Genomic DNA, 20,947 nt, shown 5'->3' on the forward strand with positions numbered 1-20,947 from the left:
TTACATGGCCCCTTTCCTTCTCTGTCTGTAGAAAATGTACGCGAATACCGGCGCACCGATGAACGCTGTAATGACGCCTACCGGCAGTTCAGAAGGCGAGATGATCGTCCGGGCGATGAGATCGCAGATGATGAGCAATGTTGCGCCGTTCATGAACGATAACGTCAGCAGATGCCTATGGTCAGATCCCCACATGAGGCGCGTCATATGCGGGACGACGAGGCCGACGAAGCCTATTGTTCCGGATACCGCGACCGCTGAACCCGTCAGGATAGAACCGCCGATCAGGATCATGAATTTCCGGCGCTTGACGTTGACGCCTAAATGATGGGCGCGTTCCTCGCCGAAGAGCATCGCATTCAATTCCCTGCGGTTCATCCACAGAATGAAAGAACCGATGACGACGAACGGCAGCACCATGACGATATAATTCCAGCCCCGCATCGAGACGCTGCCGAGGAGCCAGCCGATGATCTGCCGCAGTTCTTCACCGGTGAGGGCAATCATGAGCGACAGGATGGAGCTAAGAAATGAACCGAAGATGATTCCGGTGAGGATGATCGTCTCCATTTTCATCGAACGGTCGACGAGCCTTGCGAAGCCGATGACGAGGAACATCGTCAAGGCGGCCCCGGTCATGCTGAAGACAGGTAATGTGTATGTGCCTAGGATTGGAATCGATAAACCGAAAAAGAGTGTCACGACAGCACCGACCGAGGCGCCGGATGACACTCCGAGTGTGTATGGATCCGCGAGCGGGTTTTTCAGCAATCCTTGGAAAGCGGCGCCGGAAATTGCAAGCGATGCGCCGACGAGCCCGGCTAAGATGACGCGGGGCATCCGGATTTTCCATAGGATATTTGAAGCAGTTGTATCCGACGAATCCCAAAATGTGCTGATCGGAATTTTGACGGTTCCAATCGAAACACCGAGCCATACCGCCACTAGAAGCGTGGCGGCGGACACGATGTAGGCAATTGTTGCTTTATTCACCAAACAACTCCGGATAGATGGCTTTTGCCACTTCTTCAAGGCCTAGCGCGAGGCGCGGGCCTGTGCGGCTCGTCAAGTTTTCATCGACTTGGACGACAGCGTCTTCTTTGACAGCTGTAATGTCAGCGAAGCCGTCACGGTTTTTCACGCTTTCGATGATATCCGGTACATAGCTGTACATGACGAGGATGACGTCAGGGTTCTGTTTGACAATCTCCTCCGGGCTGATCATGACCCAGCCGTCTTCTGTAATAACGTTTTCCGCACTAATCATTTCGAGGATTTCCTGCATGAACGTATTTTTACCCGGTGCATAAATTTCAGGTGCATCAGATGTTTCAATGAATACGCGTTTCATGTTCTTTGCCTTGACCTTGTCTGTTTTCGCTAGGACTTCTTCGACTTTCGCTTTCATGTCCTCGACGATTGTTTCAGCTTCTTCCGTTTTACCGGTTGCCTGTCCGATCGTTTTGATCGTTTCATATGTCTGTTCAAAATCCGCCGCATTTTTCACGACGAATACGTTGATGCCTGCATCGCGGAGCTGCTGAAGACCTTCGTCAGATGTGCCGAGCATGGATTCATGGGCGAAGACGATGTCCGGAGTCATCGAGACTATTTTTTCGACATTGAATTCCTGTCCGCCGATTTTCTCTTTCTCCAATGCTTCTTCCGGATAGTTATCCCAGTCGTTGACGCCGACAATTTCATCGTTTAAGCCAAGCGCGAACAGGATTTCCGTATTGCTCGGAATCATGGAGACGATCGTTTCAGGCGCTTTTTCGAGTGTAATGTCATTGCCGACCGCGTCTTTGAGTGTGAGCGGGAATGCCGTTTCCGCCGTTTGCTCTTCCTTCTGTGTATTTTCCGTTGCCGATTTGTTGTCCTTCTCTGCGTTGTCCGTGCCGCATGCCGCGAGCAGAAACGTTGCAAGGATTGCTGTTAGCCAAAGCTGCCAAGTCTTCTTCATTCCGATTTCCTCCTGTTTGTTCCAAATAAAAATCCCCCGTTTTATGGACGGAGGAATGTGTTTAGTAAAAATACAGCGGATGTTGATATGTACGCGCCGATTTCCACCAAACCTATCCTCGTAGGGTACGGGTGACTCATGAAGGCAGGTCTCCTGGCTTATGCTCTTCGCGTACTGCGCCTTCCCGGAAAATATCCAGTGGCATGTTGCAGCTTGCGAGCATGTACAGTGGCGGGACCGCGCCGGAATTGAACCGGCTTCCCTTTTAACCCCGGCGTTGACGGCGGGGCACCTTCATGTTTGGTTATGTAATTATGATTCGAGTTTAATTATACTATAGATTTGTGCGATGTCGAGGGGATGCATTTTCTTCAGTCGTTATTCGCGTTTATGCGTTTTTTAGCAGATTTATGCGTCTTTCCCCGGGTTTATGCTTCTTTCCAGGAATTTATGCGTATTCTCTAGGATTTATGCGCATTTGAGCAAAAAACGCCCCTCCACATTCGGAGGGGCGTTTCATTTTTACATTCTTTCCGGAGCAGCAACGCCAATCAGTTTAAGCGCGTTCGCAATTGTCGTGCGAGTTGCTGTGATCAATGCAAGACGTGCTTCGGACAAGTCGCGGTTGTCCGGATCGAGCACTTTTTCGGCATTGTAGAAGCTGTGGAATTCCGCGGCAAGCTCCTGGATATAGATTGTGATCCGGTGCGGCGAGCGCATTCTTGCTGAATCGCTGACGGCACGCGGGAAGTCGCCGAGTTTTTTCAAGAGCGATAATTCCTTTTCCGTCTGCAATAAATCCACGTGATCCGTCGAAGCCGCAAGATTCTTCTCCTCCGCCTGGCGAAGGATTGATGAAATGCGTGCATGCGCGTATTGCGCGTAGTACACCGGGTTTTCATTCGACTGCGAAATCGCTAAATCCAGATCGAAGTCCATTTGCGAATCCGCGGAGCGCATCGCGAAGAAATAACGGACGGCGTCTAAACCGACTTCTTCGACGAGTTCGCGCAGTGTGACCGCTTTTCCGGTACGCTTGCTCATCTTGAATTTCTCTCCGTCTTTGTACAGCTGCACCATTTGCGCGACTTCCACTTCGAGCGTGTCGCGGTCGTAGCCGAGCGCTTCGATTGCCGCTTTCATCCTCGGAATGTAGCCGTGATGGTCAGCTCCCCAAATGTTGATAAGCTTGTCGAAGCCACGGCGGAGCTTGTCTTCGTGGTACGCGATGTCCGGCGTCAAGTACGTGTACGTGCCGTCATTTTTAATGAGGACGCGGTCTTTATCATCCCCGAATGTCGTCGAACGGAACCACGTAGCGCCGTCCTCTTCATACACATGCCCGTTCGCACGCAATTTATCTAGTGCGACGCCGATTTTCCCGTCCGTATAGAGCGATGTTTCCGAGAACCAGTTATCGAAAGGCACGCGGAAATCTTCCAAGTCCTTCTTCAGCTTCGCCAATTCGAAATCAAGGCCATACTTCCTGAAAAAGTCCTGACGCTCTTTTTCGGGAGTATTCACGTACTGTTTGCCGAACTCCACAGCAAGCTTCTCACCGATATCGATGATGTCCTGTCCCTGGTAGCCATCCTCCGGCATTTCCTTTTCAAGACCTAATGCTTGGAAGTATCGCGCCTCGACTGAAAGGGCCAAATTATTCACTTGATTGCCCGCGTCATTGATGTAATATTCCCGTGATACATCGAAGCCTGCAAAATCGAGGATATTGCACAATGAATCACCGATGGAAGCGCCACGCGCATGTCCCAGGTGCAAGTCGCCCGTCGGATTCGCTGAAACGAATTCGACTTGGACTTTTACGTTCTCGCCATATGTCGAACGGCCGTAATCCGCTCCTTGGGCAAGGACCGTTTTGACGACTTCCCCTAAGTAATCGCTTTTCAGCTTGATGTTGATAAATCCTGGACCCGCAATTTCCATTGATTTAATGGAAGTTGAAGATGTGTCCAAATTTTCGAGAATGGCTTCCGCGATTGCGCGGGGCGGCTTTTTCGCGAGTTTCGTCAATTGCATAGCGATATTCGTCGCGTAGTCGCCGTTCTCTTTGTTTTTCGGCGTTTCTAGAATGATGTTCGGCATTGCCGATTCATCTGCTAGTCCGGAAGCGATAACCGCCTCGCGGAATGCGTCTTTAATTTCCTGTTGGATCTTTTCAACTGCGTTCATTATTGTCCCTCCGTATATGTAATGTTCAGTTCGTGTCTGCCTAGCAATGCGCCTTCTGCATGTAATTCATAGTGGGCTATGAATTTGTCCGCTCCAACTTCCAGCTTCGTCGTCTTCACGAGAAGATCGAAAGTGGCGGGACCGTTGCCGTATGAGCCTGGCCGTATTTCTCCCTGCGTGAACGGCAGGCGCATCTGGACCGCTCCGCTCCGCATGATCAATGCGTCCTGTTCTTCCAATTTCACCGTCGTTTGCACTTGCTGGCCGTTTAGGTCTTCGACAAATCGCAAATAGGTCTTGCCCGCTTTTTCGACCAATGTCCCCTCTGCGTTCAGCTCATGCTTGTCTGCAGCCTGGCCTACATGCCGGATCGTCGATTGGAGCCGGACATCGACGTTTCGTCCTTCTTTGTTTGATTCCACTGTTGCACCGCCCTTGCCGTTCAAAATATCTATTCATTATATCGTGTATCCCCGCACTATTCCAATACATCGCGAATTGTCGGAATCAAATCTATGTTTTTATCGATTTGCCGTTTAACTTTTGCACGCCGGTTCCATACTGACTGCAAAGAACGGTGGGAGAAGGGATTGCATGAGACGGGTCGATTATATAAAGAAAAAGAAAAGACGTAACTTCTTTCGACGGATTGCCCTGCTGATCGTTACCGCGTTGACGGCGTTTTTCACAATGTTCCTCGCTTTGCGTCTTTATGCGCAGATTACGGGGGCACCTTCGTTGAGCGTGCCGAAAGCGAGTGTGTTCCTCGACAAGAACGGACGCCAGATCGGCGATAAGTTTTCCGCGGAACGCCGGTATTGGGTCAGTCTCGATGAAATTTCGCCATTTCTGCTCGACGCAGTGATCGCGACGGAGGACCGCAATTTTTACGAGCACAACGGGTTTGATTATAAACGGATTGCCGGGGCTGTGTTGAAAGACGTGAAGACGATGAGAAAAGCGGAAGGCGCAAGCTCCATCACTATGCAGTATGCCCGGAATTTATTTCTGACACATGAAAAATCGTGGAACCGTAAAATAAAAGAGTCCATCTATGCATATCGGTTGGAAACTTTTTACGACAAGGATGTCATTTTGGAAGGCTATTTGAATACGATCTATTTCGGTCATGGGATGTACGGCGTCGAGGCGGCGAGCAGGTTTTATTTCGCGAAGTCGGCGGAGGAGCTGACACTCGAGGAAGCCGCGCTCATTACGGCGATTGCGAAAGGGCCGGCCGTGTTCGATCCACTCGACAATCCCGAGCGTTCCCGTGAACGTCAACTATTGATCCTTTCCCTTATGGAGAACCAGGGATTCATCACAGAAATTCAGCGGCAGCGCGCGGCGGATGTTGCAGTGGCGCTGAAGACCGAAGACTGGAAGGATATGAAGAGGGTCGCCCCTTATTTTTTGGATGAAGTGTGGCGGGAAGCGGAGCGGATTTTAAGCAAGAAAGGGCGCTATCCGGCTGAAGGCGGTTGGACGATCCGGACGACGCTTGATCCGCATCATCAGCAGACGGCGGAGGAATACATCAAGAAATGGATGCCTGATAGCGGGCTGCAGGTCGGTTTCATGTCGATGGAGACCGAAACCGGAGCGATCACTTCACTCGTTGGCGGAATTGATTATAAAGAGAGCCCATTCAACCGGGTGACGCAGGCGAAGCGGCAGCCAGGATCCGCGATGAAGCCGATCTTGTATGCTGCGGCGCTTGAAGATGGCTATAATCCGCTCACATTCATGTCGACGGAACGTACTATTTTCACGTATGACGAAGGGCGCTCGACGTATGAGCCGAAAAATATCAACGGCAAATTCGCAGGTCATCCAATCTCCCTCGCGCAGGCGATCGCCATCTCGGATAATATTTACGCCGTGAAGACGCTTGAGGATATCGGGTACAAAAAGTTCAATAAAATGGCGGATCGGCTTGGACTCGATGTTAAATTCCAGGAGTCCCCCGCTGTCGCATTGGGCACTTCGACGGTCACTTTGCTGGAAATGACGACCGCGTATGACCGGATTGCGTCAGGCGGACTGGAAGTGGAACCGACGATGATCCTGTCCATTACCGACGCGGATGGGAAAACGGTGTACGAACAGCCGAAGAAGAGTACGAAACGTGTCATGACCGAACAGGATGCATTCGTGCTCACCCATATGTTGACAGGCATGTTCGACCCGGCTTTCAATGATTATTCCGTTTCAACCGGTCTGTCGATGCGCTCCAAACAAAAACGGCCGTATGCAGCAAAATCAGGGACGACCATTTCCGACCAATACTTGATCGGCTACACCCCTTCACTGACTGCGGGAATCTGGACGGGCTATGACGTCGGCCAGCAATTGACGAACTTGGAAGACAAGGCCGCATCGAAGAAAATATGGATCGACTTCATGGAAACGGTCCACGCCGGCAAAACGCCGGAGCCGTTCATTCCCCCGAAAGGCGTCAGCAGTGTCATCGTCGACGTCGAAACCGGGGGCATCGCGGTCAACGAATGTCCGAAGCAACGGCTTATGTATTTGAAGGAAAAAGACATGCCGCAAAAGCTATGCACCGATAAGAACTTGCGCGAACAGCGGAACAACGGCGATGAAGACTCAGGAACGTTCGAACTTTTCCCGTTTTCGTTTTTTGAATAGCCAAAAGCGAAAGCCGTCACGAAGAACGGCTTTTGCGAGCACAAGCGCAGCGTTGCGAGCACGATTTGCCTTATGGTCTAGCGCCCGGAGTCTAGACGATAACAGGCAATCAAAAAAGCTTTGCCCTTCTGAATTGAATCAGTGGGGCAAAGCTTTTTTACCGTCAAATGCGTCCTATCGCATGATGGCTCATCGCTTGGGTTGTAGTGAACCAGCAATTGACAGGGAGTCGCATTGCTCCGGTTGTCCTAGCTTACAATCGCAAGCTGTAATCAGTGTACTTCCTTTTCCGCAGACATTCAACTACCGAAGTCGCGGAAGTCATCACATTTCACAGTTTGTTCATAATTCAGGCGAATCGGCACCGAGATCGATGCGCAATTTCGGTTCGCTGCGGTCCCACATTTCCTTGTTGTGCGTCGAAAGGAAATCTGTGAGGATCTGTTTCGATTTGTCATCCATATGATCGACCATGATGTGCCGCTTCATCGATTTGTCCATTTTATTCACATGATCCGCAAGAACCTTATATCCTCTGCGCTTTTCGCGGTTCACGACCATTTCGCACGCAGTGACGCCTGCATAATACGGGCCTTCCTTATTGAAATCAATCGTTACCCAGACGAGCCAGTACGGTTTTCCGCCTTCCGAATCTTCGCGGTTCGTCGTGAATTTCACGCCTCGTTCCGTATCGCTGCGGGCATGCATCGCACCAATCTCGATGCGCGCTTCCCCTTCTTCGATGTCGATGATGACCGGCGAGACGTTTTCCAATGACAAAGCCCCGATCCCGAATCCTCCATGTCCATCGGTCGGATCATCTTTTATGATGGTGAATCCCATTTTCCGTTTCGGTTTTTCATTCGTCATTCCTATAACCCCTCCCATTCTGCTATTATATACACTATACCCAAATATAGGCGAAAGGGGGAACTAGTATGCCAATTGTAACTGTAAAAATGATTGAGGGCCGCACGGATGAGCAGAAGCGCAATCTCTGTGAAAAAGTGTCAGCAGTCGTTGCTGAAACAACGGGTGCTCCGATTCAAAACGTATCTGTCATCATCGAAGAAATGTCGAAAAATCATTATGCAACCGGAGGCAAGCGCCTGAGCGACACGGAATAATTGGTGCGATGCGAGATTCTCGCATCGTTTTTTGTTTGCTGGGAGGGCTTTGGGCGTGGGGGCGGAGGTCTTGAGCGCGATTCCGATTTCTTGAGCGTGGGGGTGGAGGTCTTGAGCGCGATTCCGATTTCTTGAGCGTGGGGGCGGTGTTCTTGAGCGCGAATCCGAATTCTTGAGCGCGGGGGCGGAGGTCTTGAGCGCGAATCCGAATTCTTGAGCGTGGGGGCGGAGGTCTTGAGCGCGATTCCGATTTCTTGAGCGTGGGGGTGGAGGTCTTGAGCGCGAATCCGAATTCTTGGGCGCGGGGACGGAGTTGTTGAGCGCGAATCCGAATTCTTGAGCGTGGGGGCAGAGTTCTTGAGCGTGGGGGCGGAGGTCTTGAGCGCGGACGGCTTCACATCGGCACTGCCACCTCCCCCGACGCGATTCCAACAAAAAAATCCCCTCATATCAAAGGGGATCTCCATCTATTATGCTACAACCGAACACGCTTGCAGCTCCGCAATAAATTCAAAAGCGTCCTGCATTTCGTCGTCGGTGAAATTCAGTTTGTTTTTCACGATACGGACTTTCTCAATCTGCTCGTCTTTCGGCAAGTAATCGAAATAAAGCAATGTCGACACCAGCTCTAAAAATCGCGAGCTCTTTCCATTCAGGCGATCAATACAGTCCGCAAGTTTTTCATGCGGCGCTGCAGCGGTTTCCAAAAAGCGGCCGCCCTCTTCCGTCACGTTATAACTATATTGAACGTATGAGCCCTTGTCCGTGCAGCTCTCCTTTAAAAAGCCCATTTCGCACAATTCCTCGACCCGGAGCGTCAATTCCTCCGAATAGGGGCCGTACATATGCAACTCGTATTTTTCAGCGAATGGGAAATCCATCTTCTTCGCGATATAGATCATCTTCTGCAACTTCTTCCGCCCGCGAGCTTCCCCCGCCATGGCAATGAATTGCACAATTCTAGCATGTTCCTGCAGCAACCTACTCACCTCTCAACATTTGTAAAATCTTCTCATATAGCGGATTTCCCTCTGACTCCAAAACATCTTCGGGAAAATAAATTTTATGGTCGGTGCGCCGCTTGCCTGAAATGGCATCGACGATTTCCGATGACCGGGACAGCTCGCTCAGCTCGCCGTTCGACATTTGTAAATAGATCGGCACGCGCTCATTTTCCTCGCCGGGCCGGTAGAAGTCATACGGCAAGTCGGACGATGAATCGGTAACCAGATAGTACTCCGGGTCAAGACCTGCTTCCTTGAACAGCCTTTCGAGCTCGCCGATTTTCCGATATTCCTTTGCCGGATCGAACTCGGCATATTGGAACAATCTCCGGTTGAGAAAACGGTCGCACAAGTCCGCCAATATGGCATCCTCTTCCTTGCGCCACCATTGGAAATACGTCATGAGCACGCCTTCGTCCAATGATAGGTACTCCTCGAGGCCGAATGTCCGATCGAAGAACGACTTGAAGTGGACAGGCTCATACTTGAACGGATAGCCAGCAGTATGTAGATGTTTTGCGCGATGCAGGATTTTAATCAGAATGACTTCCGCGCTTCGCGAAACTGGGTGAAAGTAGACTTGCCAATACATTTGGTAGCGGCTCATAATATAATCTTCCACTGCGTGCATTCCGCTAAACTTGATAACTACCTGCTCCTCCGCAGGACGCATGACGCGCAAAATCCGCTCCATATCGAAATGGCCGTACGAAACACCGGTATAGTAGGCGTCCCGCTGCAAATAATCCATCCGGTCCGCATCGATCTGGCTGGAAATGAGGCTGACGGCAAGCTTGTCCGGGTAAGTTTTTCCGATGACATCGGCGACTTGCTGCGGGAAATCAGGCGAGACGCGGCGCAGCACTTCATTCACTTCCGTGTCCCCTGTCAAAATCGCCTGCGTGAATTTCTCGTGGTCAAGTGTGAACACCTTTTCGAACGCATGCGAAAACGGACCGTGGCCGAGGTCATGCAGCAAAGCGGCGCACAGCGTCAACAACCGTTCTTCGTCATTCCATTCCGCCCGTCCGCTGAAGCCGTCGTCAATGATCCGCCTGACAATTTCATAGACGCCGAGCGAGTGCTGGAAGCGGCTATGCTCCGCTCCGTGGAAAACGAGATACGTCGTCCCGAGCTGCCGGATCCTGCGAAGCCGCTGGAATTCCCGCGTCCCGATGACGTCCCATATGACTTTGTCGCGCACATGGATATACCGGTGGACCGGATCCTTGAATACTTTCTCTTCGAAAAGCTTTTCATTCTTATAATCCACTTATTCATCCACCTCCGTCGATGCATTTTCTTAAGTATATCAAAAACCCGGCAAGAGAAAAGAAAGGGTTTCATTGAATTGATTGCAATTATTTTGACCTACGTTTCAGTTTGGATGAATAAAAGGCTTTCACACTGTACACACTGACCGTAAGAAAGAGACTATGAACATGGCAGGAGGCAAGGAGATGGTGAAAGTTAGACAGGATGCTTGGCTTGAGGAAAATGATATTTTATTAGCCGAGACGGTGCTAAGGCACGTCCGGGAAGGCAGTACACAGCTCAGCGCATTTGAAGAGGTCGGAGATGCACTCAACAGAACCGCGGCAGCATGCGGTTTCAGATGGAACGCGGTCGTCCGGCGCGAATACGAAAAAGAACTGGCAGAGGCGAAAAAAGAACGGAAGCAGGCAATGCGGGTTTTGGGCGCGGACTTCAAAAGACGCAGCCAGCAATTATATAGCCCTGTTCAAGGGGTTGATCAGGATGAAAAGATTGCTGTCCCTTTATCGGCCTTATCACTTGATACAGTAATTGCCTATTTAATTCGTCTACACCATACAGGCGGTGGCGACACTGAATCACTCAGATGGAAGCAGACTGCTAAAATGGCAAACGAAAAAGTCGAGTCTCTCCAAAAAGAGATCGACAAACTGCAGCAAGAGAATAAAACACTTCGAAGTGACTACGAACAATTCGTACAAATCATGAACCGGGCACGCCGCCTCGTCACATTGGAAGACGATTCCGATCGCACAGCCCCCGTCTTCACGATGGAGCGGAACGGAAATCTCGTATCCAAAGAACCGCCGATCAATCACTGATCCGGCGGTTTTTTTTGATTAAAATCATGCTAAAAACGCATAAACGCAAATTTCCACGCATAATCCGCTGTAAAAGCTCATAAATCGATGCAAACGCGCATAAATACATTTTCTCACGCATAAATCGCCGCAAACCCTCATAAATCAATCTATCCGCGCATAACCGCGAAAATCTTCAACGGCTTCTCGCAAGCATCTTCTGATTCCGCTCGACAACCCGATTCAAATAAAACAAATAAAGCTCCATCTCCTCAGGCGTGAACCCGCCCATCTGCACTTCATCCTCGGAAAGCGACCGCAACAGCAGCTGGACGCGGATTCCGACTTCATTCACAGAAATCGGCTCGCCGATGAGCTCCGACAGCGACGCCATCACTTCCGGGCGGATATCCGGGTAGGTGAATTTCGTCTGCTCACCTTGCAGACCGGTTTCGTATAAATCGCGGATGAGGCGAGCGCGCTCAGCACCGCTGCCTTCCACGCACAAGTACACTTGGATCGCGACGCCTTGGCGCAATCTGCGCTGTGAAATCCCCGCGAACTTCCTGCCGCCGATACTCAAGTCGTACGAGCCCGGGCAGTAGGATCCGACGATTTCATACGCTTCGATCTGCTCCGCGACTTCCGGGAACAGCATGCGGACGAATTCCACCATCGCCTCATACCCTTCCGGAATATCGATGGACCCTTCCTGCTCGGATAGGACGATGGAAATATTGAGCACGCCGCCATCCAAGACGACGGCGAGACCGCCTGAATTGCGGACGATCACCTTATAGCCGGCTTCCTGGAATAGCGGGAGCGCTTCTTCGATATGCGGCAGCCGGTGATCTTGGATGCCGAGGACGACTGTTTCGTCATGCACCCATGTGCGGACGGTCGGCACGGCCATTTTCTGGCCGACGAGATGACAAAGCGTATCGTCCATCGCGAACGATTCCAATGCGGATCTATTTCTAGCGGTCATCGATTCGTCGATGAAACGCCATTTAGGGAGTTGTAAATTGGACATTCCTTATTCTCCTGATGATCTTTTTACTTTTAGTTTTTCCGCTATAAGCATACAACAGTTCCACGTTCGGGAACAGTCCTGCATTCTTGAAGATTGTATGACTTCTATGCTTAAGAACCGTGTTTTCCTGTCCGTTATGCTACACTATGGGAAGAAGTAAATCACGTTTAAAGGAGTTTGAATTCATATGAACGAAGCAGCAATTACACTCGATGGTTGGTATGTGCTACATGATTTGCGCGCGATGGATTGGGCGTCCTGGAAATTGATTTCTAAAGAGGAACGCAAGGCAGCTATCGACGAGTTCATGGCTTATTTGGATAAACTTCAGCAAGCGGATGACGCGAAGACGGGCAGCCATGCATTTTACACAGTTGTCGGACAGAAAGCGGATTTCATGCTCATGATCCTGCGCCCGACAATCGACGAACTGCAGGAGCTCGAAGCTGAATTCAATAAATTGACGATTGCCGATTATACGATTCCGGCTTATTCCTATGTATCCGTCGTGGAACTGTCCAATTATCTGGCGGGCGAGTCGGATGAAGATCCGTACCAGAACCCGTATGTACGCGGACGTCTATATCCGGAGCTGCCACGCAATCAGTACATCTGTTTCTACCCGATGGACAAGAAGCGTGAAGGCGAAGACAACTGGTATATGCTCAGCATGGACAAGCGCAAGGAATTGATGCGCAGCCATGGCATGATCGGCCGCGGATATGCAGGCAAAGTGAAGCAGATCATTTCAGGCTCTGTCGGCTTCGACGATTTCGAATGGGGCGTCACATTGTTCTCGGATGATGTTCTCCAGTTCAAGAAATTGGTTTACGAAATGCGCTTCGACGAAGTGAGCGCGCGCTACGGCGTATTCGGTTCGTTCTTCATCGGCACGATACTTGATGGAGAGAAGAAGTCATCATTCTTTACAGTTTAATGAAAAGAGCCTCTTGGATGAGGCTCTTTTTTTGTATGCGCGAATTGAGTTATGCGTGATTACAGGCGTTTATGAGCTTTTGGGCCGATTTATGCGTACATATTCGGCGATATGCGTATTTTTAGAAGTTTATGCGTGAATATCCGGATTTATGCGCTTCTGCAGCGATTTATGCGTGTTTAGTTCCCCGTTACTCCAAAAAGTTCGAGACGACTTCGATGAACAGGCGAGGCTGTTCGACATTCGGTGCGTGGCCCGATAATTTGAATTCCAGGAAAACACCAGCCGGAATGAGCTGGGCAGTCTCCTCACCGTATTCAGGCGGATTCAATCCGTCGTGCAAACCGCCAATGACGAGCGCCTCGGCACTGATCCGGTGCAGGTCCTTCCTGAAATCGAATCCTTCCAACGCTTTTGAAGCGACCGCCTGCTCATGCAACGTCAATTGCTCGCTGTTTTCCGCCGTTTCATGCAGCCACTTCCCGACTGCTATCTGGTTATGAAACATGTATTTCGACGCGGCGACCATTTTATCAATAGCAGTCATGCCCTCCATCTCATCAGCATGCCGTTCATAAAGCTCTTCCATTGATGCCTGCTCGCCATGGGATTTCGTCGCGACAAGCACAAGTTTCTTCACCCGTTCGCCGAGTTCAATGGCGACTCCCTGCGCGATGTAACTCCCCATCGACACCCCGATCAGGTGAAATGAATCCAGGCCAAGATGATCGACGAGCGAGACGACATCCTGAATATGGTCCTTCAACTCATATTTCTCCGGTTTTTCAGAATTCCCATGTCCCCGGGCGTCCGGCGCGATGACCCGATACTTTTCTTTGAACTGATCGATCTCATGCCGGAACATTTCACTATTGCTTGTCAAACCATGCAGCAGCACAAGTGGGAAGCCCTCCCCTTCTTCCTGGTAATAAATCTCCGTCCCGTCCGAATTGAATGTCGGCATCTTACCACTCCTCCGTAAAAGCACTCTGCTCATCCATACCCCAAATACGATTTTTAAATAAACCATGATTGGTCAAAGGCATTCGGCGCGACAGGCGGCACTTCATTCACGCATAAATCCCGCGAAACACGCATAACTGCAATTATCCGCGCATAAACGGCCGTAAATACGCATAAAACGCGGAATTCACGCATAAACAGCTGCATCCACGCATAAATGTCTGCATTCGCGCATAAAGTCGATTTCTCACGCATAAGATGCAATTTCCGCGCATAAATTCCTATAATCACGCATAACCCCAATAGAAGATTTTTCCGCAAACAAAAAAGAGCCATCCAAGACGGCCCTCACCTTTCAATTCTTTAACCATTCCACTATATCCGCCTTCAAGTCATTCCCATTCCAAAACGTCAGCGCGGCTTCCTCGCCAATCCGCTCGACAAGTTGTTCAACATAATCAGTACCTAGGATGTAACCGATCCGGTTATAGCCGAAATAAGAGCCACCGGAGAGACGGAACCATTCCTTCTCCTTCACCATATCCCACTCGCCTAAAGCGTCTTCCAAAAATCGCCGTTTCACTTCGGCTTTATTCTCCTCATAGCACTTCACCCATGGCGCGCCTTCGTCATCGAATGAAAGATAGACCGGCTCCTGAAGCCCCGGCACAATCCGCTTCGATAAATACGTGGCGGCGCCTTCCGTGAAAAGCGTCGTCAAGCCATGCCCCCAATCGACAGTGGACCAGTCAATCCCAGCGCGCGAGGCAAGCGCAAAATGCGTGACGTGGCCGATTTCATGCGCAGTGATCACTTTCAAATGGTCGCGTTCCGCAGAAAGCTTTTCAACGGCAAAGTAGATTTCACGCCGATTATCCCTCGTCACAAACGCATTCGAGCCGAACGTACCGACCATCAGTTTGAATGAAAGCTCCAAGCCCAGTCCGAATGTCTGCTCATACTTCTCATCCATCTCTTGAATAACGTCGGGCAAACTCGCAGAAATGGAACGGATGTCGCCGATCTTGCCTCCATATTTACGGAGCGCCGCTGATAGTCGCTCCTCCGTCCTCGGACAATGGATCGGAAAATACTTTTCATAGATTTTCGCATGCTTATTAAGATACGATTCCAAGTCGGCAAGCGTCGGCTGTTCATGGGATTCCCAGAACTCCAAGAACACCGGAATGCTATTTTCAATATGCATGTAAACTCCCCCCTCCCACCAGTATACATATTTTTCAGTCATCATTGAAAGTTCAAAAGCATATGGTGGAATCGAGGGGTTTATCCCGTAGCTTATCGCTTCTCCCCTACTGAACAGGATTGCCCGCAAGTTTAAAAATGAAAGGATGAAAAACATGGTTCAATATTATTATTATCCAGGTTTTCAACAGCAACAAATGCAAATGCCTGCAACGCCGCCACAGATTCCTGCCAGTGACAGTGGAAGACTTCCTTTTCGGGAGCAGTCGTATATCGAAAACATCCTCCGCCTTAACCGCGGCAAACCAGGCGTATTTCATTTCTCCTTCGAACATGCAGTCGAGGCCGGAAAAAACACACTGGCAATCCCCGGGATGGTGGAAGCGGCAGGACGCGACCACGTCATTTTGAGCACAGCTACAGGCAAACGATATCTATTGCCAATGATCTATTTCGACTATGCGGAGTTCAACGAAGAACTGAATTACTTCAACCAACAACCAATGTAAAAAAAGTCTTCCGTTGCCTATTACGGCATCGGGAGACTTATTTTTTGTTCCAGTGCTAAATGAATTTAATGAAGTATTGGAGAGGCATAGAGTTGTTTTGGTCGCGCGGGAGATGACTTTGGACGCGGGACAGCTCGCTTTGGACGCGCGGGGGATCACTTTGGACGCGGAAACGCCGACTTTGGACGCGCGGGAGATCACTTTGGACGCGGGCCACTCAGGGTTCCCCGCCCCTCCCCCACGACGCGATTCAAAAAAAACGGCCTGAAGAACTGTTGCTCTTCAAACCGTTTTCGATGTTATCTTCCGAACTTTACCGCTGCAATGATGAGCATGATCCAGCCCGCGATGAAGGCGACGCCGCCGATTGGGGTGATGGCGCCTAGAATGCCGATGCCGGATAGGCTCAGGATGTAGAGGCTGCCGGAGAAGATGATGATGCCGGCGAGCAGCAAGTAGCCTGCCCATGACAATGCGGTCGACGGCCCGAAGAGCGATGAGCTCATAAGGATGCCGACTGCGATGAGTCCGATTGCGTGGAACATTTGGTATTGGACGGCTGTTTCCCAGATAGCTAGGTACCGTTCGGACAAGCGCTCTTTCAGTGCGTGTGCGCCGAAAGCACCGAGTGCAACGGCAATTGCCGCGTTGACGGCGCCTGCGATGATGAAAAATGGCATATGATTTCCTACTTTCCGCTAGTATAGATTCTCTCTATAAACATTTTCGCCTTACAAAGATTAGAAGTCAAAGATCGATCCGCCATTCGCATCCTCTTCGTCCAGCGGCCTGCCTTCCAATGACGAAATCCGCGGCTTATGGGAGATTGCCATCGTTCTCGGCGTAATGATCGGCTCGTCTTTCTTTTCATTGCTGACGAGCACGACTTGGCAGAGCGCCCGAATCGCTGTCAGCGCCTCGCGGACGGCTTGGTCGTCGTCGGCGGTTTTCGCGTAATTGAGCTGGCGCTGCATTTCCTCGATGATCCGTTCCGTTGAAATCATTGTCTAGCACCCCCTTTCTTCGGTTCGTATTTCATGCATTCCATGCCCGATGAGCGCCTCACAACGATAGACGGTAGTTCACGAGTCTTGAAGCCATATGCCTTGCAGCCACGCGGGCTTTTCGGATCCCATGTTACGAAGAAGTATTGACATTGAAAACAATTTATAGCCATGCGTCCACCTCTTCCCTTACAGCCCGTCTGTCCGGCACCAGTCGATCGGCTTTTCATTCCACTCTTCCAAAATGGCGTTCGCCTTGGAGTACGGCCGACTGCCGAAAAAGCCGCGACTCGCGCTGAGCGGGCTCGGATGGACTGCTTCGACGACGGCGTTTTTATTCAGATCAATCAGCTTTTTCTTCTCCTGCGCAGGGCGCCCCCATAGGATGAAAACGACAGGCTCGTCCCGTTCGGACAAACAGCGGATCACCTCGTCGGTGAACTGCTCCCACCCTTGCTTCCGGTGGGAATGCGCCTCCCCTTCCCGTACTGTCAAAACGGTGTTCAGCATGAGCACGCCCTGCTTCGCCCAGCCTGTAAGCGTCCCCGTTTCCGGAATCCCGCACCCGATATCTGACTGCAATTCCTTGAACATATTCCGCAAGCTCGGCGGAATCCTGACGCCTGGTTTCACCGAAAAACTGAGGCCATGCGCTTGGCCGGGCCCGTGATACGGATCCTGTCCGAGAATAACCACTTTCACGTCCTCGAACGGCGTTAGTTTGAAGGCTGTCCACATATCCTCCATAAGCGGATAGACTGTGTGGCTTTCGTATTCTGTTTTTAGGTAATCGCGAAGCTGCAAGTAATACGGTTGATGGAATTGCTCCGCAAGCACTTCATCCCAATCGTTGCCGAACCTTATTTTCTGCAAGCATCTCACTCCTTGAATTCAATCGTCACTTCGTAGCCCGCGAATGAAAACATTTCCTTCAACGTCTTTTCAGCATTGAATTGTGCCGTCTTGAGCACGCCTTGCCCGGTCGCTTCCTCGATGATGAGGTTCTTCGCTTCGGCAGCCAGTTCGTATGCCTCTTCGATATCCGCCTTTTGACGGAAAGCGCCTTCATAGGAATACACTTCAACTTGGTCGAAATAGATCTCCGCCCCTCCGAGGAAGGTTGCGGCCGGTAATGTAAGCTTCGCGGTCTTGTTTTTTTCATTTATGACTACATCTTTTTCAGTAAGCTTGGACAAATCGACGCCGGCCTTCACCGAGCCCGGAATGACGACGAGCAGCTGGCGCTTCGTCCCCGGCACATTGAGGCCGATGCTTTGGCCAAATAATTGGTTGTCCTGCCGTTCGATGATTACTTTCGTATATGCTTCGGCTGTCGCCATTTCGTTCAATTCTTGTATTTGTTCAAGGAACACGCCTTTCTGTTCCGTGAAGGTGCTCCCTAGTTTTAAAAATTGGAAGGCGATGAACGGAAGTGAAATGACGGCAAGCAGGAGGAGTACGGCCAGCAGGATTGCCGATCGCTTCCACATTGTAAGGAATCTAAATGGCATGCGAGGACGCCAGGATCTCCTCTTCCGACCGAGCGCTTCTTCAACGGTGACAGCGCTCTCGGAATCCGACGCCTTCAATTCTTTCAGCAGTCTTTCAATTTCCTGCAATTTCTTTTTATCTTCCATACCCTTTTTTCACCTTCCTTCGACACTCGTAATCGCATATTTCTACATATAGTTGTACGTTTAGACTAGCCGAAAGTTTCGTAGTGGACAACAGATAAGCATGCAGCAATCAGCCTTTCATTCCACAACCCGCAAATACGCATAAATTCGTCAATCCGCGCATAAAATCATCAATTTACTCATAAACCTCCGCAGACGCGCATAAATCCCCATTTTCGCTCATAAATCCCCGCAATTACGCATAAACGACGATTTTCACGCATAAACCGCCACCTGATTGGAATAATTGTATTCTTTCCTCAATTTGATTAGTATTAACTATGAATGCAATCCAACAAAAAGGAGAAATCCAGCTATGACTATGAAAAAGACTTTAACAATCGCAGGATCAGATACGTCAGGCGGCGCAGGAATTCAGGCCGACCTGAAAACATTTCAAGAGCACGGAACATACGGCATGACAGCTCTAACGGTCGTCGTGACGATGGATCCGGACAATAATTGGAGCCACAACGTCTATTCACTTCCGGTCGATGTATTGAAAGCGCAAATCAAAACAGCTCTTTCGACAGGCATCGACGCGATTAAGACAGGGATGCTCAGCACAGAGGAAGTCATCCAGACCGCGGGCGAGGCGATTGCGGAATCCGGACTCGACCACGTCGTCATCGATCCTGTCATGGTATGTAAAGGCGAAGACGAAGTCCTCAATCCGGGAACTGTCGGCGCGATGGTGGAATACTTGCTTCCGAAGGCGGAAATTGTGACGCCGAACTTGTTCGAGGCAGGCCAGCTGGCAAGCATGAAAACACCTTCGACGATTGAGCAGATGAAATCAGTGGCCGAGAAAATCCATTCGCTCGGCGCACGTAACGTCGTCATCAAAGGCGGCAAGCAGCTTCAGCACGACAAAGCAGCGGATCTGTTTTACGACGGCGAGACATTCACATTGCTCGAAGCGGAAAAAACAGCTACGCACTATAACCATGGCGCGGGCTGCACATTCGCCGCCGCCATCACGGCGAACCTTGCAAATGGCCTCGGCGTGAAAGAAGCGGTCATCGAGGCGAAGAAATTCGTTTCCGCAGCGATCGCAAACGGCTGGAAGTTGAATGAATACGTCGGCCCCGTCATGCACGGCGCTGCGAACCGTGTAGGCGCTCAGGAGATTACGGCTACAGAGATTTAATTGACTGTCCAAAAACCAGAAGAGGATACCCTCTCCTGGTTTTTTATCGTTCATTTCCCGGCGGATATCGATCATTCCCCAAGGTTTATCGATCAATTCAGCGGAGTTATCGTTCATTTCCCAGAAGTTATCGATCATTTCCCAAGAGTTATTGTCATTTCATGACCTTCGACCCACCCGATTCCAACATTGTAAGCACCTCAATCGCATTCATTTACGCTTTTCTATATACTTGTCATATGTGCATTTCGTAAGAAGGAGGATTCATTCATGGAAATCGTGAAACCGGACCAATTGCAGGAATTGCTGAATTCCTTTGCCAATAAAGACGTATACATCCATCTTGAAACGACGAATGGCGCATATGCCGCCCATTTCAAGGAAGGATTTTTCAACGCCGGGGCATTCATCCGGAATGTCGTCGTAAAATATGAACTCGGCAAGGTGGCGGGCGAATCGCCGCATCGGGTCGGCCTGAAGCTTCCTTCGGGTTGGATTTATGCGCAAGGCATCACTCACTATACGGTCGACGAGCACGATCGGCTGCTCATGGCAGGGCTCGATCCGGACGGGAAACTTGCCGTCGCGCTCGAAATAAGCGAAACACCGTTTACATATTAAGCAACTTGATTGTGAAGGAGGCTTTTCGATGATTAAAGAAGAACGCCATGTGCTCGTCATTTTTCCGCACCCGGACGACGAAGCTTTCGGCGTATCGGGTACGATTTCAACATATATCGACATGGGGGTCCCCGTCACGTACGCCTGTTTGACACTGGGCGAAATGGGACGGAATCTTGGCAATCCCCCGTTTGCGAACCGTGAAACACTTCCGCAGATCCGCAAGCAGGAATTGAAGAACGCGGCAGCCGCCATGGGACTGACCGATCTTCGGATGATGGGCTTGCGCGACAAGACAATCGAATTCGAGGACGACGAAAAGATGATCAAGCTCGTCGCCGATTTGATCGAGGACACAAATCCGTCCCTCATCATCACATTCTATCCGGGTCTCTCCGTCCATCCTGACCACGATGCAACAGGACGCGCCGTCGTAGGTGCCGTCGGAAGGATGAAGGAATCCGAACGCCCGACGTTGTATACGATCGCGTTTGCGAATAACACTGCAGAAATACTCGGCGCACCTGACGTCATCCATAATGTCGAAGGTGCGGCGCAGAAAAAGCTCAACACACTGAACGCACACGCTTCCCAAACTGTCTGGATGATGCGTGACATGGAAAAAAGATTGGCCGATAAGGACCCTGAAGCATTGAAATGGCTGCACGAAGAGAAATTTTTCACCTATCGTTGGGAATAGACAAAAACAGCCGCGCCCCGTTGGCAATTGCAACGGGGCCTTTTCATAACTTCACCCGAAGACTGAATAGTTCAATTTCCTTCTATTGTATTTACAACTGGATGAAAACCCGATAGTATGTATGATTATACAAGAAT

At 50.4% G+C, this 20,947-nt stretch carries 25 protein-coding genes and 1 riboswitch; of the genes, 10 read left to right on the forward strand and 15 right to left on the reverse strand.

Features of this window, described 5'->3' with window-relative positions; translation table 11 throughout:
* The 4 genes from M3191_RS02090 to M3191_RS02105 all read right to left on the reverse strand — a co-directional run bounded on the left by M3191_RS02090 (nucleotide 1) and on the right by M3191_RS02105 (nucleotide 4,575).
* Nucleotides 1-993: a FecCD family ABC transporter permease gene (locus M3191_RS02090; protein WP_251697788.1), complete on the reverse strand. Its 993-nt coding sequence runs from the start codon at nucleotides 991-993 to the stop codon at nucleotides 1-3.
* Nucleotides 986-1,963, reverse strand: a complete 978-nt coding sequence (locus M3191_RS02095) for an ABC transporter substrate-binding protein (protein WP_251697789.1) — start codon at nucleotides 1,961-1,963, stop codon at nucleotides 986-988. The genes M3191_RS02090 and M3191_RS02095 overlap by 8 nt, the downstream gene beginning before the upstream one ends.
* 126 nt (nucleotides 1,964-2,089) lie before the next feature.
* Nucleotides 2,090-2,274: riboswitch (cobalamin riboswitch) on the reverse strand.
* A gap of 211 nt (nucleotides 2,275-2,485) precedes the next feature.
* Nucleotides 2,486-4,153 (reverse strand): arginine--tRNA ligase, encoded by a 1,668-nt coding sequence (argS, locus tag M3191_RS02100; RefSeq protein ID WP_251697790.1) that lies wholly within the window; start codon nucleotides 4,151-4,153, stop codon nucleotides 2,486-2,488.
* Entirely contained in the window at nucleotides 4,153-4,575 is a 423-nt protein-coding gene (locus M3191_RS02105; protein WP_251697791.1) for a DUF1934 domain-containing protein, read from the reverse strand. The genes argS and M3191_RS02105 overlap by 1 nt, the downstream gene beginning before the upstream one ends.
* 172 nt (nucleotides 4,576-4,747) lie before the next feature.
* On the opposite strand from M3191_RS02105, the gene M3191_RS02110 reads away from it, so the two are divergent.
* On the forward strand, nucleotides 4,748-6,805 hold the full coding sequence (locus tag M3191_RS02110) for a transglycosylase domain-containing protein (protein ID WP_251697792.1): 2,058 nt from the start codon (nucleotides 4,748-4,750) through the stop codon (nucleotides 6,803-6,805).
* Nucleotides 6,806-7,147: 342 nt separating this feature from the next.
* Here M3191_RS02110 and M3191_RS02115 read toward each other — a convergent pair whose 3' ends face one another.
* On the reverse strand, nucleotides 7,148-7,675 hold the full coding sequence (locus tag M3191_RS02115) for a YwhD family protein (RefSeq protein WP_251697793.1): 528 nt from the start codon (nucleotides 7,673-7,675) through the stop codon (nucleotides 7,148-7,150).
* A 68-nt stretch (nucleotides 7,676-7,743) separates the two neighbouring features.
* Between M3191_RS02115 and M3191_RS02120 the strand changes: the two genes are divergently transcribed.
* Complete coding sequence (locus tag M3191_RS02120; RefSeq protein ID WP_251697794.1) at nucleotides 7,744-7,932, forward strand: 2-hydroxymuconate tautomerase; 189 nt, start codon at nucleotides 7,744-7,746, stop codon at nucleotides 7,930-7,932.
* A 470-nt stretch (nucleotides 7,933-8,402) separates the two neighbouring features.
* On the opposite strand, the gene M3191_RS02125 is transcribed toward M3191_RS02120, so the two are convergent.
* Nucleotides 8,403-8,912: a YwgA family protein gene (locus M3191_RS02125; protein WP_251697795.1), complete on the reverse strand. Its 510-nt coding sequence runs from the start codon at nucleotides 8,910-8,912 to the stop codon at nucleotides 8,403-8,405.
* A 1-nt stretch (nucleotide 8,913) separates the two neighbouring features.
* Nucleotides 8,914-10,209, reverse strand: a complete 1,296-nt coding sequence (locus M3191_RS02130; RefSeq protein ID WP_251697796.1) for an HD domain-containing protein — start codon at nucleotides 10,207-10,209, stop codon at nucleotides 8,914-8,916.
* 187 nt (nucleotides 10,210-10,396) lie between these two features.
* On the opposite strand from M3191_RS02130, the gene M3191_RS02135 reads away from it, so the two are divergent.
* Complete coding sequence (locus tag M3191_RS02135; protein ID WP_251697797.1) at nucleotides 10,397-11,032, forward strand: RsfA family transcriptional regulator; 636 nt, start codon at nucleotides 10,397-10,399, stop codon at nucleotides 11,030-11,032.
* Between the two features lie 175 nt (nucleotides 11,033-11,207).
* Here the strand turns inward: M3191_RS02135 and M3191_RS02140 are convergent, their stop codons facing one another.
* Complete coding sequence (locus tag M3191_RS02140; RefSeq protein WP_251697798.1) at nucleotides 11,208-12,044, reverse strand: lipoate--protein ligase family protein; 837 nt, start codon at nucleotides 12,042-12,044, stop codon at nucleotides 11,208-11,210.
* Between the two features lie 187 nt (nucleotides 12,045-12,231).
* Here M3191_RS02140 and hemQ point away from each other — a divergent pair, with 187 nt between their 5' ends.
* Nucleotides 12,232-12,981, forward strand: a complete 750-nt coding sequence (gene hemQ, locus M3191_RS02145; RefSeq protein ID WP_251697799.1) for a hydrogen peroxide-dependent heme synthase — start codon at nucleotides 12,232-12,234, stop codon at nucleotides 12,979-12,981.
* A gap of 190 nt (nucleotides 12,982-13,171) precedes the next feature.
* Here hemQ and M3191_RS02150 read toward each other — a convergent pair whose 3' ends face one another.
* Together M3191_RS02150 and M3191_RS02155 are read right to left on the reverse strand one after the other, a co-directional pair.
* Nucleotides 13,172-13,945: an alpha/beta fold hydrolase gene (locus M3191_RS02150; RefSeq protein ID WP_251697800.1), complete on the reverse strand. Its 774-nt coding sequence runs from the start codon at nucleotides 13,943-13,945 to the stop codon at nucleotides 13,172-13,174.
* Between the two features lie 354 nt (nucleotides 13,946-14,299).
* Nucleotides 14,300-15,151 carry an aminopeptidase gene (locus M3191_RS02155; RefSeq protein WP_251697801.1) on the reverse strand — a complete coding sequence of 284 codons (852 nt, stop codon included), beginning with the start codon at nucleotides 15,149-15,151 and terminating at the stop codon, nucleotides 14,300-14,302.
* 154 nt (nucleotides 15,152-15,305) lie between these two features.
* Here M3191_RS02155 and M3191_RS02160 point away from each other — a divergent pair, with 154 nt between their 5' ends.
* Both M3191_RS02160 and M3191_RS02165 read left to right on the forward strand, forming a co-directional pair.
* Nucleotides 15,306-15,659 carry a spore coat protein GerQ gene (locus tag M3191_RS02160; RefSeq protein ID WP_251697802.1) on the forward strand — a complete coding sequence of 118 codons (354 nt, stop codon included), beginning with the start codon at nucleotides 15,306-15,308 and terminating at the stop codon, nucleotides 15,657-15,659.
* Between the two features lie 13 nt (nucleotides 15,660-15,672).
* Nucleotides 15,673-15,927 (forward strand): hypothetical protein, encoded by a 255-nt coding sequence (locus M3191_RS02165; RefSeq protein WP_251697803.1) that lies wholly within the window; start codon nucleotides 15,673-15,675, stop codon nucleotides 15,925-15,927.
* A gap of 31 nt (nucleotides 15,928-15,958) precedes the next feature.
* Here the strand turns inward: M3191_RS02165 and M3191_RS02170 are convergent, their stop codons facing one another.
* From M3191_RS02170 to M3191_RS02190, 5 genes are read right to left on the reverse strand one after another with little or no spacing between them, the layout of a single operon-like run.
* Complete coding sequence (locus M3191_RS02170) at nucleotides 15,959-16,339, reverse strand: DUF423 domain-containing protein (protein WP_251697804.1); 381 nt, start codon at nucleotides 16,337-16,339, stop codon at nucleotides 15,959-15,961.
* 60 nt (nucleotides 16,340-16,399) lie between these two features.
* Complete coding sequence (locus tag M3191_RS02175; protein WP_251697805.1) at nucleotides 16,400-16,663, reverse strand: YwdI family protein; 264 nt, start codon at nucleotides 16,661-16,663, stop codon at nucleotides 16,400-16,402.
* Nucleotides 16,660-16,836 (reverse strand): uracil-DNA glycosylase, encoded by a 177-nt coding sequence (locus M3191_RS02180; RefSeq protein WP_251697806.1) that lies wholly within the window; start codon nucleotides 16,834-16,836, stop codon nucleotides 16,660-16,662. The genes M3191_RS02175 and M3191_RS02180 overlap by 4 nt, the downstream gene beginning before the upstream one ends.
* 16 nt (nucleotides 16,837-16,852) lie before the next feature.
* Nucleotides 16,853-17,536, reverse strand: a complete 684-nt coding sequence (locus M3191_RS02185; protein ID WP_251697807.1) for a uracil-DNA glycosylase — start codon at nucleotides 17,534-17,536, stop codon at nucleotides 16,853-16,855.
* A 5-nt stretch (nucleotides 17,537-17,541) separates the two neighbouring features.
* The gene (locus M3191_RS02190) at nucleotides 17,542-18,300 is read right to left on the reverse strand and encodes a DUF4230 domain-containing protein (protein ID WP_251697808.1); all 759 of its coding nucleotides are present in this window, start codon (nucleotides 18,298-18,300) and stop codon (nucleotides 17,542-17,544) included.
* A 355-nt stretch (nucleotides 18,301-18,655) separates the two neighbouring features.
* Between M3191_RS02190 and thiD the strand changes: the two genes are divergently transcribed.
* The 4 genes from thiD (at nucleotide 18,656) to bshB2 (ending at nucleotide 20,810) form a co-directional block, all read left to right on the forward strand.
* Nucleotides 18,656-19,489, forward strand: coding sequence for a bifunctional hydroxymethylpyrimidine kinase/phosphomethylpyrimidine kinase (gene thiD, locus M3191_RS02195; RefSeq protein ID WP_251697809.1), 834 nt, complete (start codon nucleotides 18,656-18,658; stop codon nucleotides 19,487-19,489).
* Nucleotides 19,490-19,654 (forward strand): hypothetical protein, encoded by a 165-nt coding sequence (locus M3191_RS02200; RefSeq protein ID WP_251697810.1) that lies wholly within the window; start codon nucleotides 19,490-19,492, stop codon nucleotides 19,652-19,654.
* 105 nt (nucleotides 19,655-19,759) lie between these two features.
* Entirely contained in the window at nucleotides 19,760-20,110 is a 351-nt protein-coding gene (locus M3191_RS02205; protein ID WP_251697811.1) for a YojF family protein, read from the forward strand.
* A gap of 28 nt (nucleotides 20,111-20,138) precedes the next feature.
* Nucleotides 20,139-20,810 carry a bacillithiol biosynthesis deacetylase BshB2 gene (gene bshB2, locus M3191_RS02210; RefSeq protein ID WP_251697812.1) on the forward strand — a complete coding sequence of 224 codons (672 nt, stop codon included), beginning with the start codon at nucleotides 20,139-20,141 and terminating at the stop codon, nucleotides 20,808-20,810.
* Nucleotides 20,811-20,947 lie beyond the last annotated feature (137 nt).

This window comes from Sporosarcina luteola, assembly GCF_023715535.1.
GTDB lineage: Bacteria > Bacillota > Bacilli > Bacillales_A > Planococcaceae > Sporosarcina > Sporosarcina luteola_B.